The 12454-nt window shown below is 34.5% G+C and carries 14 protein-coding genes; 3 read left to right on the top strand and 11 right to left on the bottom strand.

Annotated elements, in window-relative coordinates:
* Positions 1 to 4: 4 nt before the first annotated feature.
* Positions 5 to 475, bottom strand: coding sequence for a transcription elongation factor GreA (gene greA, locus OXQ85_RS16700; protein ID WP_267405938.1), 471 nt, complete (start codon positions 473 to 475; stop codon positions 5 to 7).
* 109 nt (positions 476 to 584) lie between these two features.
* Here greA and OXQ85_RS16695 point away from each other — a divergent pair, with 109 nt between their 5' ends.
* From OXQ85_RS16695 to OXQ85_RS16685, 3 genes are read left to right on the top strand one after another with little or no spacing between them, the layout of a single operon-like run.
* The gene (locus OXQ85_RS16695; RefSeq protein ID WP_267405937.1) at positions 585 to 1043 is read left to right on the top strand and encodes a hypothetical protein; all 459 of its coding nucleotides are present in this window, start codon (positions 585 to 587) and stop codon (positions 1041 to 1043) included.
* Between the two features lie 3 nt (positions 1044 to 1046).
* Positions 1047 to 1496 carry a D-aminoacyl-tRNA deacylase gene (gene dtd / locus OXQ85_RS16690; protein WP_267405936.1) on the top strand — a complete coding sequence of 150 codons (450 nt, stop codon included), beginning with the start codon at positions 1047 to 1049 and terminating at the stop codon, positions 1494 to 1496.
* 31 nt (positions 1497 to 1527) lie between these two features.
* Complete coding sequence (locus OXQ85_RS16685) at positions 1528 to 2214, top strand: FKBP-type peptidyl-prolyl cis-trans isomerase (protein ID WP_267405935.1); 687 nt, start codon at positions 1528 to 1530, stop codon at positions 2212 to 2214.
* 165 nt (positions 2215 to 2379) lie between these two features.
* On the opposite strand, the gene OXQ85_RS16680 is transcribed toward OXQ85_RS16685, so the two are convergent.
* The 10 genes from OXQ85_RS16680 to OXQ85_RS16635 all read right to left on the bottom strand — a co-directional run bounded on the left by OXQ85_RS16680 (position 2380) and on the right by OXQ85_RS16635 (position 12363).
* Positions 2380 to 2892: a hypothetical protein gene (locus OXQ85_RS16680; protein ID WP_267405934.1), complete on the bottom strand. Its 513-nt coding sequence runs from the start codon at positions 2890 to 2892 to the stop codon at positions 2380 to 2382.
* 55 nt (positions 2893 to 2947) lie between these two features.
* Positions 2948 to 3487 (bottom strand): hypothetical protein, encoded by a 540-nt coding sequence (locus OXQ85_RS16675; RefSeq protein WP_267405933.1) that lies wholly within the window; start codon positions 3485 to 3487, stop codon positions 2948 to 2950.
* Between the two features lie 172 nt (positions 3488 to 3659).
* A complete protein-coding gene (locus OXQ85_RS16670; protein ID WP_267405932.1) occupies positions 3660 to 5030 on the bottom strand; it encodes a DUF4173 domain-containing protein in 1371 nt (456 codons plus the stop codon).
* 48 nt (positions 5031 to 5078) lie between these two features.
* Complete coding sequence (locus tag OXQ85_RS16665; RefSeq protein ID WP_267405931.1) at positions 5079 to 5564, bottom strand: Coq4 family protein; 486 nt, start codon at positions 5562 to 5564, stop codon at positions 5079 to 5081.
* 11 nt (positions 5565 to 5575) lie between these two features.
* Positions 5576 to 5857, bottom strand: a complete 282-nt coding sequence (locus OXQ85_RS16660) for a hypothetical protein (protein WP_267405930.1) — start codon at positions 5855 to 5857, stop codon at positions 5576 to 5578.
* A gap of 30 nt (positions 5858 to 5887) precedes the next feature.
* Complete coding sequence (locus OXQ85_RS16655) at positions 5888 to 6727, bottom strand: metallophosphoesterase (protein WP_267405929.1); 840 nt, start codon at positions 6725 to 6727, stop codon at positions 5888 to 5890.
* 64 nt (positions 6728 to 6791) lie between these two features.
* Positions 6792 to 7082 (bottom strand): transcriptional regulator, encoded by a 291-nt coding sequence (locus OXQ85_RS16650; protein ID WP_267405928.1) that lies wholly within the window; start codon positions 7080 to 7082, stop codon positions 6792 to 6794.
* 56 nt (positions 7083 to 7138) lie between these two features.
* Positions 7139 to 7756, bottom strand: coding sequence for a hypothetical protein (locus OXQ85_RS16645; protein ID WP_267405927.1), 618 nt, complete (start codon positions 7754 to 7756; stop codon positions 7139 to 7141).
* Between the two features lie 148 nt (positions 7757 to 7904).
* Complete coding sequence (locus tag OXQ85_RS16640) at positions 7905 to 9413, bottom strand: RagB/SusD family nutrient uptake outer membrane protein (protein WP_267405926.1); 1509 nt, start codon at positions 9411 to 9413, stop codon at positions 7905 to 7907.
* A 10-nt stretch (positions 9414 to 9423) separates the two neighbouring features.
* Entirely contained in the window at positions 9424 to 12363 is a 2940-nt protein-coding gene (locus tag OXQ85_RS16635) for a SusC/RagA family TonB-linked outer membrane protein (RefSeq protein ID WP_267405925.1), read from the bottom strand.
* Positions 12364 to 12454: the final 91 nt, after the last annotated feature.

The raw sequence follows: 12454 nt of genomic DNA, 5'->3' as shown, positions 1-12454 counted from the left end.
TTAATTATAGAGTAATGTCTAATACTTCGAAAGACAATTTGTTTCCGTTTGGCAACGTGATGTCTGCAGTTTCACCTACAGCTTTTCCTAGCAAACCTTTTGCAATTGGTGTGTTTACAGAAATTTTTCCTGTTTTAAGATCACTCTCGTTATCAGGTACTAATTTAAATACTTGTTCCTGATTTGTTGCATTATTTTTAAGCTTTACCGTTGTAAGGATTGAAACTTTTGAAGTATCTAATTGACTTTCATCTATGATTTTAGAAGTAGAAATAACATCTTTAAGCTTAGAAATTCTCATTTCAAGCATACCCTGAGCCTCTTTAGCCGCATCATACTCTGCATTTTCAGACAAATCTCCTTTGTCTCTAGCTTCCGCGATTTGCTGGGTGATCTTTGGTCTCTCTACAGTTTCTAACTGTTCCAGCTCAGCTTTCATTTTCTCTAATCCCTCCTTTGTAACATAGCTTGCCATAATTTTCAAAATTTAGTTTTAGTATAAAAAAATAATCCGACATTTGCCGGACAATGTTTTCGTGTTGTAATCGTTTAATTTTTACAAATATATAAAAATTTAAATTCAAATGAAAAAAACTTTTTCAATACTATCTATAATCACTTTATTGATTTTCAATAATTTAGCAATAAATTCTTGCGGAAGCCGAGAAGATACTGTAAGTTGTTTCCCAAGCTCTCCCATCAATGTTACTTTAAATCTAAACCTTCCGGCATACTTTAATCTGAACCAAGTTGGTGGCTGGGTTTATATTGATGAGCAGCAATCCGGAACAAGAGGTTTAATTCTTGTTCGTGCTTCGGGTACAACTTTCAAAGCTTACGACAGAAATGCTCCACATATTTGTCCGGACACCAATACAACGCTGGAGGTGAAAGACAATATCAGCATCCTTTGTCCTAAAGATAATACCAAATGGATTTTACTTACAGGGCAACCCACAGACGGAAGTGCAACAAGTCTTCCTCCCAAAACATATCCTGTAAACTATGATTCTTCGAGTAACACAGTTAATATTTATTTCTAAAAAATGAAGGCAGTAATACAGAGAGTTTCCGAATCGAGTGTAAAAGTTGACGGAAAAATTGTCGGGGAAATCGGAAAAGGATTAATGCTTTTAATTGGTATTGATGAAAATGACGAAAAATCAGATGCCGATTGGTTGGTTCAGAAAGTTTTAAACTTAAGAATTTTCGGAGACGAAGATGATAAATTAAATCTTTCGGTAAAAGACATCAATGGAGAAATCCTTTGTATCAGTCAGTTTACATTAATTGCAGATTATAAAAAAGGAAACCGACCATCTTTCATAAAAGCATCAAAACCGGATAAAGCCATTCCTCTTTTTGAATATTTTAAAGAAGAAATTTCAAAATCGGGTTTAAAAACAGAAAGTGGTATTTTTGGAGCCGACATGAAAGTTTCATTAATAAACGATGGACCGGTAACAATCGTGATGGATTCCATTACAAAAGCTTAAATTTACAACAGAAAAATAATTAATTCAAAAAATGAAAAAAACCTTAATTACTTTAGTTCTTTTAACAGGAGTTAACTTTGCATTTGCTCAAACGGCAAACTATACAGATGAGCAGAAAGCATCTTACTATATTGGTTTAGATATCGCTCAAAACTTAAAAAGACAAGGGTTTACAATAGATGCTAACCTTTTGTCTCAGGCAATAAAAGACGAATTTGCAGGTAAAGCAACGGCTCTTCCGAAAGAAGAAATGGGAACTTTCTTACAAGGCTTCATGCAAAAGCAAGCTGAAAAAAAGCAGGCTGAAGCAAAAGTACAAGCAGAAGAAAACAAAAAGAAAGGCGCTGAATTTTTAGCTAAAAACAAGCAAAACAAAAAAATTGTAACAACTGCAAGCGGATTACAATATGAAGTTTTGAAAGAAGGCGATAAAAAAGCAAAACCAACAGCAGCAAGCACTGCAACCGTAATCTATACAGGAAAATTGATGGACGGAACAGTTTTCGATTCTACTGAAAAACAAGGTGGTAAACCAATCGAGCTAGGTCTTTCCAATGTTATCAAAGGTTGGACAGAAGGTATGCAGTTAATGAGCAAAGGCGCTCAATACAGATTCTATATTCCATCTGATCTAGCATACGGTGATAACGGTGCAGGTGGTGTAATTCCTCCGGGAGCAACTCTTATCTTTGATATTGAATTGGTAGATTTTAAGTAATCAGTAATGAGGCGGGAAGATGGATGAGGGAGGTTTATTATTATTCGTCTTAAAGAAGTTTAGATTAATCTAGATTCCTCTTCGATTTCGAGCTTATCATACAAAATAAAACGTCTTTCAAATTTTTTGAAAGACGTTTTCCCCTTAAATAAACTTTTATAAAAACTATTTTGCAGGCACGCTGCTAAAATTAAGTGCGATTTTTAAGTTCATGTCTGAACTTGTCTGATTTTTTAGTTCATAAACAGTTCTTACCGTTAATCCTGAACTTTTAACCACTGAATCTAAGAACCCTGTATCATTCAGATCAAGATTTAAGCTTGATGAATTTGAAGAAATATTAGATCTTGATGCCACCAATTTTTCTCCCGTTCCGCTGGACGAAATAAATACTTTTATCGATTTTAAAGCGCTTAAATTACCTCCTGAAGGTGAGACTACTGAGATTTTAGCATCCGAAATTCTTACGTCTTTAATCTGTGCATTATTGTTTCCGCCAAACCAAGTTTGAACATTGGAAGCCGTGGACGTAGAAGAAACTTCTTTATCTGCAGGAACTCCCGTAGAAACCAACACATTAGCAGTATAAGGAAATGTATTTTGTACCAGCGACTGCACCGTACCGCAGCTCACAAGAGCAACTGAAGCAACCATAGCGGTCAAAAATATATTTTTCATAATATTTAAATTTAATAGAAAGTACTTTGCAGAAATTATACCAAAATACTTGAAATTATTCTACACTTACTGTAAAACTTCCTGTAGTATTTCCTGAAGCCATATTGCTTTTTCCGATGATTAACCAAACTTCACCTTTTCCTTTCACATCGTAAGTAATTTCTCTGCTGAAAGGCCCGTCATAATCACCGTTTGGCAACTTTATCTGATTAAATCGAATATTGAAATCTTTTTCTTTTGTTGCAATTGAAGCTTTGATCGTTGGTTTTGTATAATTGGTTAATTTCAACACCAACTCCTGACCGTCTTTTGTAAACTGCTCGCCTAATTTGAAAGGAAGTTGTTCAGCATCGGCAGTTCTCACGATTTGTCCCTCTTTTTCGTTTCTCATCACTCCTTTTTTCAAAACTTCTTTGGTTACCGGAGCGTTGTTTACAATAGAATCTCTTTTTCTAATCGCCACAGAATCAATTCCTGAATCTGGATTTTTTTGCTCAGAAACCGCCACAGAATCCTGACTCGGATTTTCTAAAACCGGAGCGTCTTTTTTACATGAAATGATTAGTAATGGGATTAGTAATAAGATTTTTTTCATAATAATTATTTTTTAATGATGAGTCTAAAACTCACGATCCAATTTTACTACCAAAACTGTTCCATTACCTTTGTGGGAACCTATTCTATTGCAGATTTATGAGAGAAATCATTCAATTGTTGATTCTTTCAGATAAAATCAGCTTAATAATGGTTAAAATTTAACAAATTCGTTATTTTACCGTTTGATAATAAATAACTTTTGAAAGAAATTTCTCATTTTTATCAGGCTGAACCTTTTCTAAAATCTCTTTTCTTAATTTTCCGTCATGTTTTTCTTCAGCATATTCTAGCAACTGTTTTTTATTGAAGAAAAATTCTCTAAAGTGATAATCTAAATCAAAATCTTTACGATCCATATTATAAGAAGTGATGATTCCGCCCCAATTGATGAAACTTATAATTAACAATGTTCCGTAAAAATACCACGCCATAGTATTGAACAGAAAAGCATTTTTCTTTTGCTTCTGAATTTTAATAAACGTAAGAATTAAACCAATTAATGATAAAATAAGAAAAGCATACACACCCAATCTTTTATACGTCATTCCATAATTAATAATGTATTCGGTATTTTTTGCCATAGCTGAGAAAACCAAAACCGCATTTAAAACAATCCAGATCTTTGCTAAAAGTTTCATTAAACCTGCTTTCGGATCAAAATTGAAATTCGATTTAAAATAAAACATAATAACCAAAATCGCCATAATAATAGAACCAATCACCGCTCCTACTCTTTCGTGCGTTTCTTCCGACAATTGATTCGGCGTTTTGGTAACTTCATAAAATTGTTCATAATTAAAGGTAATAATGAAAAATATCAACAATACATTTAATGAAAGAAAAGAAATCACACCGCTCATTCTTTCGGAATCTAGATCTAGGAAAGAATAGGTTGGTTTCTGAATTTTATCTTTCTCCTGAAAATGATGATCCAAAATGTGATTTTGTTTGTAGATATATTTTTCTACAACATAATTCCAGTAATTAAAAGCAATGAAAAAACCAATCGCAGAAAGACAAATGACTTCCCAAAGATTAAGATCTAATTCGTAATCACTGAAAAGGCTGGCAAAATGATCGCTTCCTGCCGAATAAATTCCGAAGAAAATACTTACAAAAATTAATGGAATTAAGATGAATGCCAACGTTTTCTGCCAAACGCCCGAGATATTTCTTTTCGGAAGCCAATCATCAAAACTGAAAAACCGGCAGATAAAAGTGAAAAAATTGGTAATAAAAATCGGGATCAACAGTAAAGGTTTTGTTCTTCTGTTTCTCGATAAAAATGACAACAGCAAAAGCGAAAATGCAACTGCCAAAAACGATGGAAAATCACCGTACCAAGCAAACGCAATACTAGACAAAATACTTGTGGTAAACAGAGTAAGAAAAGTTCTTGTCCTGTTTTTTTCGGAAGTTCTGTAAAGCGTGAGACAAGCGTAGACTACGCCAAGAATTCCCAGATTTAAGCCTATACTTTGTTCATAAAATAGTACGGTGACCAACAATGTTGTAAGAAATATATAGTGATGTGTTTTCATGTTTTTTTGTTTAAAAGATTAAAAAATTAGAAGATATTGAGATTCAGTTTAATATAAAACCGGAGATTGTTTTTGTTGAATAAAATCTTTCACATGTTCGAAATTCTGCCAAAGCAAGGCTTCAAAATCCATGTGATGGAAGGTTCTCATATTTTGACCTTTTCGATAAGCTTTCAGATATATTTTGGCATATTCCGGAAGAATAATAGCTCCTAAAACAATAGCTGCCAGCAAATGAGCATTGAGTTTTCCGTTTCCTAACAACAAAAACTGCATGGCAATTTCATCTTCGAAGTTGGTTCCGCAATCCGTCAATAAATGATGAACATCGTGATTTTCTATTTTGGGAATCATTGTAAAACCGTGTTTTTTATAAAATTCGCCAAGCTTTCGACCTAAGGAGTCTTTATGAAATTCCAGCAATTGTTTTTCGTTGAACTGCCATTGCCTTTTCTTCTTTTTAAAATATTTTCTGTATAGTTTTTGAGTTTTATCGTAAACAAAAAGCAAGAATTGAACGCGTATTTTTTTCATCGTTTATAAATTTAAATTGTTACTATACTCATTCCGATTACAATGTAAATGATGGCAATTGGTATATTTAATAATATTATTCCCACAGATTTTAAACAAACATCAAGTTTCGATTTATTAAAAATTCCATAAATAATTAACAGTAAAACTACCGCAAGATTGATAACGAACCCCCATCCTACAACCAAAAGACCACCTACAACGAAATAATCAATTTTTGTAATCAGATATCCAAACAGGCATATATTTCCGAGTATAAATGAAATCCAGAAGAAGAACTTTCCGATATCCATAATTGTTTTATCATTCATCGTTTATAATTTTTAAGCTTGAGTTAAAGTAAAAACTGTAATTTCTGGACGCACCATAAACCGAACCTGAAAAGAATGTCCCAAAGCACGGTTGATGTAAAGCATTCTGCCATCCTTCAAATCTATTTCCCCCGAAACATATCGTTTATTTTTTACCGGAAGAATGGGAGTAACAATACCAGGAATTCTGCATTGTCCGCCATGTGTATGGCCGCTGAGAATCCAGCCTTGATACCCGTTCCAGACATTTTTATCACAAACATCGGGATTGTGACAGAGCACAATATTGGCAATAGAGCGATCATAATCTTTCATCACCTTCATCGGATCAAAATTCGGTGACCACAGATCTTCAAAACCGATAAAATTCAATCCGTGACTTTCCTGTTGTGCATTATTTAACATGGTAATTCCATGATTTTCCAGAATTTCACAGATTTTTTCTGAAGATTTTACGTTTTCCCAACGAGCTCCATAATCATGATTTCCAAGGATTCCAAAAGTTGCTAATTTTCCATGAACGGCATGCTGCATTACTTTTTGCAGATGAAGATGATCTTCTGTACTTCCGTGATTTACAAAATCTCCGGTGTAGACTACAAAATCGGGATTGAAGTTTTTAGCTTTTTTAAAAGAATCAATTAAAAAATTCCAATCAAAACGATTTCCGACATGCAGATCTGAAATTTGCATTAAAATTTTACCATTCAATTCTTCAGGAAGATTTTTGATCGGTAATTTTCTTTCCACAAATTCCAGCCAAAATGGTTCTATCTTCCATGAATACAAAAGCGGGAAAGCTCCGATCACAGAAAGCTGAAAAAGCCGCTTTAAAAATGTTTTTCTATTCATTTCAATTTCATTTAAAACAAAGAACTTTGAATTACAAAGTTAAAAAGCAAAAAAAATCTACTATTTATTTTCCTAATAATTTTTCAAGTGCATTCAGGTGTTCGGTAAAAGCTTCACGTCCACTCTGAGTCACACGATAAGACGTTCTCGGTTTTTTACCTACAAATTCTTTCTTCACTTCAATATATCCTACCTTTTCCAAAGCATTGCTGTGACTCGCCAAATTACCGTCTGTAATTTCTAATAAACCTTTCATTTCTGAAAAATCAACCCAGTCGTTCACCATGAGAACGGACATAATGCCCAATCTTACACGGCTTTCGAATTCTTTGTTGAGTTGATTTATATTTATCATAATAAGGTAATAGGTTGTAGGTTGCAGATACTAGTTCCCACTTACAAAATTTATATTTATTTATACTTTTTATGCATAATTAGGCCATATACAATATGCAAAATTCCAAACCCGATTGACCAAAAAAGCAATCCCCATCCTAAAACGAATAAGGCAATTAAACCTAATACGATCTGGCAATATCCTAAATATTTCACATCTGTCAGCGTATATCTTTCTGCGCTTACCAAAGCTAATCCGTAGAAAATCAAAGTTGCCGGCGCAATCCAGACGAACAAATGATGAAGAATTAAGGCTAAGCAAAAAATACCTCCTGTGGCTAACGGGACTGCAAAAGTAATCAAAAGTCTTTTAGTAGTCGCATCCCAAATCTTCAACCCTTTCTTTTTACTTTTATTGGCGGTAAAAACATATCCACTCAAAACTGCTACTACCAGAACAATAAGTCCGGTAAGAATCAATTCATTGGTAAGATCTGCGTTATAATTTAATCGTCCTTCGTTGATGTAGCTCACTTTTTCCCTTTCCATAGCGTAATATGCATAACCTGCTCCTAAAAGTGCGACCAACCCCGCGACAACACCAGATAATCCGCTCAACGAAATAAATCGGGAAGAACGCTCCATCATGGAACGAATATGTGATAAGTCTTCGTGATAGTTTTTTGAATCCATAAAAAGAACTTTGAATTACAAAGTTATAATTTATTTTTAATCTGCAAAATGTTTTTTTTGAATTCCGATATTTTTTAATTAAATACTAAAGCCTCACAAAATTGCGAGGCCTTGTAAAAAATATATTAAAAATTATTAGAATGTTCTGCTATAAAGGATTTTGCTCAATCAAAGGATTTGCATCAATCTCTTTCATCGGAATTAAAAATTCCCAACGTTTATCTGTATTTGACACCGTCATTACATTATTATCTACTACCGAAGAATGGTTAGCTCCTGTTCTATCTAAGTTTTGATTCAATCTTTTTAAATCTAAAAACCTGAAGCCTTCTCCCCAAAGTTCAATTCTTCTACTATTTAAAACATCATTAACATAAGCCGTTCCAGTATTGGAAGATGCGGTATAAGAAGAGTTTCTATTGAGCATTAATTGGTTAAAAATTAATTTTGACTCAGCTTCATTTCCTTGTCTTGCCTGTGCTTCAGCTTCTATTAAATACATTTCAGCTGCTCGCATGTAAGGAACATCCATTCTACTATCAGAAAGACTCACCGAAAGGAATTTCTGACTGGTATAAGGAAATTTAGAATAGTTGGAAGGCAAGCTCAATGATGTATGATTTCCTGTAGGATCTACCAACTGTCGGCGAACATCTGTAGCAGGGAATAAGCCATACAACTTACTGTTCATCGCCTTTGGGGCCTGACGGATATTGGTAGAATTATAGTTTCTCGACATATATGCTCCAAAATTTCCGAAATAATCGGTCTGATCTGAAACAATAGTTGCTCCCCAGATCCATTCACCATTACTTAAATTATTGAAACCAGCAGCGTAAGTTGCTTTATCCATCAAACCGTAGCCCGCTCTTGCCAATTTTGCTGAAGAAACAGCTAAAGGATAATTTCCTTGTGTTAATGCAACTCTCGCTTTTAATCCAGAAATAACATTCGCATCAAAATGTGATTTCGCAGCTCTTGTAGTTCCAATTAATCTTGTATATGCTTCATCTAAATCTTTATTAACCTGATTATAAACTTCTTCTACTGTATTTCTTTTCATCGGAACCTCATCAGCCAATAATCGTAAAGGAACTCCAAGCTGCGTATTATTTGCTCCTGGAACATATCTTTTGCCATAAATCTGAACCAACATATAATAACAAAATGCTCGGAACGCATAAGCTTCACCAATTGCCTTTTTTATAGTAACATTATCAGCATCTGTAGGTGCAGGAACGCTAGGCCCGTTAGCAATTACCATATTTGCATTTCTAATTAATGCATAGTAAAACTGATAAGGATAAAACGTAACATCACTCGTAGCATTTGCCTGATCCTGCCATCTTACGGTAGAAATGTACCAGCCATTTCCCGTGGAAGGAAAAACAAGATCTTCGCCTAAAGCATCTAGAATAATCATCATTCCACCTTGTCCGTTTTGCCCTTGACTGTTATTTTGACGGTAATACATATCTCGATGCATCCCATTGATAATCGCCATAAGATTGGAAGCACTGGAATATGCCGCACTTTCCGAAACAGCTGTCGTAGGATCTGTCTCTAAATAATCGCTATGACATGAACTTAATGCAAAAGCTAAGAAAAGAGATGAAAAAATGGTAAGTTTTTTACAATGTAATTTTATATTTTTCATTTTGTATTTTTTAGAATGAGATATTAGCACCTAGTGTTATAATTCTTGCCGGCAAGTATCTGTTGGTAGTTGTTCCGTTGAAAGACTGAACAGGTTCCAACCCTTTTCTTGCTGTTTTGCTCCAAAGATTTTCTCCGGAAACTGTAAATCTTAAACCAGACAATCCGTATTTTGAAATGTCGCTCGTATTAAAACTATATCCTAAAGTCAGTTGTCTGAAAGAAATAAAGTCTGATTTTATAAGCCATCTACTGGATCCTGCATTTGAACTTGTATAGGTTGAAGAATTAAGAGCAGGAACATCTGTAATCTGCCCCGGAGTTGTCCATCTGTCTAAAATATCAGTACTCAAAGCTCCTCCTTGCGGATATGCAGACATTAGCGCCTGATAATTTGAATCATACGTTTTTCCTCCGATCTGATAAGTAAACATTGCCGATAAAGACCATTGTTTAAAATTAATCGAGGTTCCAAAACTTCCGAATAAATCAGGAATTGCAGATCCTGAATAATCATATTTTGCTTTATTAAAATTGGTTGTCACCAACGTTCCGTTTACTGTTCTAATATCAGAAGCTGTAGTATTGGCAAATTTATCATCCAACAAAAACAAAGGCGAACCATCGGAAGAATCTACCCCATACCATTGTCTCAACCAATAATCGTAAACAGAATGCCCGACAGAAACTTTTTTCGTTCCGTTAATAATCTGAGTAATTCCGTTTGATAATTCTGTAATTTGATTTTTAAGAGTTGAAGCATTTACGTTGATACTCCATTTAAAATTTTCATTTTTAAGGATATCTGCATTTAATCCTAATTCCCAGCCTCTGTTATACATCGTACCAATATTCTTATTGATAACATTTCCCGGAACTCCGGCAGAAACAGGAAGAGGAACCGGAAATATTAAATCTTTTGTAATTCTGTTGTAGTATTCAATGCTACCGGTAATTCGATTATTAAAAAATCCGAAATCAAGACCTACATCCGTTTGATCATTAGATTCCCAGGTAATCCCCGGATAGGCTAAGAAATTAAATAGTATTCCTGCTTCCTGAGCATTATTATATCCTAAACTATATGTGTTTTGGTACATATAATAAGAATTGGTATTGTCATTCCCAACTTGTCCGTAAGAGCCTCGCAATTTCAATTCATTTACAACTCTTGAATCTTTTAAAAAGTTTTCTTCTTTAATTCTCCATCCCGCACCAACAGACCAGAAAGAATGCCATCTTACATCCTTACTAAATCTCGACGAAGCATCCCAACGAATAGATCCCGATAATAGATATTTCGATTTATAATCATAATTTAATCTGGAAAAAACACTTTCTTTTCGGTAATTATCCGTTTGAGAAGTTAAGGAAGTAGGAGTCACAAAATTGATTAATTCATCATTACCATCTACTACTTGTCCCTGTTTGTAGCCATACATATACTCGTACATATATTTGTAGTTTTCATGGCCGAGTAAGAATTCAAAATTATGAGAATCAAACTTTCTTTTGTAATTTAATAATTGATTAAATGTAAGCGTTTGTTCTATTATAGAAGTTCTGTCTGCCGCACCAGCAGGAGCTGCATCACCAATAATCTTATTTACATATCTGCTTCTCCTGTTGTTTCGTACGTCATATCCTACATTTGTGGATAACGTTAAATAAGGATCAACCTTAAATTCTGCATACGCTCTTGAAATAATATAAAAATTCTTCGAAATATCTTTATTTAATAATGTTTCCTGAATGATGTTTCTTCCCGAAGCCGCATCCGCACCTCTTTGTCCACCATCGTACATTACATTTCCATTTGCATCATATAATGTTGCATTGGTATTTGGATTGTGAGCATATGGGCTGTATATTGGCCCCATCAACCTAATTGCTCTGTAAGGATTGATATATGATGAGTTATTATCAGCACCGTCTACCGCATTATTTCCGTAAGATGAAACTCCGTTGATGCTGGTTCCTAATTTCAACCAACTTTTAAGCTGCGAATCGATTTTTAATCTTCCCGTAAATCTTTCAAAATCTGATTTTGCTAAATACCCCGCTTCGTTGGTATAGCTTACAGAAGAAAAATAAGATGTTTTCTCACTTCCTCCGCTATAATTTAATTCATAATTTTGTCTGAATCCTGTTCTTAATAAAGGTTTTTCCCAATTCAGATCGGTATACTTAAGTTTAGCATCAGGATTCAAAATACCATTAATAACCAACTGATTATCCGGGACATCATAAACATTATTCTTTAAAATTCCTGAAATCAAATTATTGCTTGCATACGCATTCGCATCAGCCAACGTAGAACCCGTTGCCAATCTTCCGTTTCTCATTGCTTCCCAAACCAAAGGATAATATTGAGAAGTACTGACTCTGTTATATTCAGGAATAGACCTTCCAACATATCCTGTGCTCATGCTAAAGTTAAGAGCATCTTTCGCACCTCTTCTCCCCGATTTTGTCGTAATTAAAACAACTCCGTTTGCCGCAGCAGAACCATACAATGATGTGGAAGCTGCATCTTTTAAAATGTTGAAAGATGCAATATCATTAGGATTAAGCGCAGACAAAGCTCCAGTATATATAACACCATCTACCACGTACAAAGGATCTGTAGAAATTCCGTAAGAGCCGATTCCTCTCACCTGAATATTAGGTGCACTCCCCGGCTGTCCCGAGCCCGTACTCACTTTTACCCCAGGGCTTGCTCCATCCAAAGCTTGTCCTATATTCGAAATCGGACGATCGGCAAACTGTTTAGATTTAATTTCGGTGTTAGAACCTACTACTGTTTCTTTTTTCTGAGTACCATAAGCAACAATGACAACTTCGTCTATTTGTTTTTCTTTAGGTAATGTATCCTTTTTCTGGGCTGAAAGATGTTGCCCAATAAAGAACAGGGCTGCTACGCTGAGCGTACAAGCTTTTAGATTCATCATTTAAGTGCTTTTTTATTGGGATCAAATTTGTTAATAATATTTAATTAAACCAAAAAAAATATTAATTCCACAGCAAAGTTTCATCAAAAAG

The sequence above is a fragment of the Chryseobacterium sp. GM_Chr_2 genome, assembly GCF_026540445.1.
Lineage (GTDB): Bacteria > Bacteroidota > Bacteroidia > Flavobacteriales > Weeksellaceae > Chryseobacterium.
Note: the sequence above shows the minus strand (reverse complement) of the source record. Positions and strands in the feature narration are given on the sequence as shown.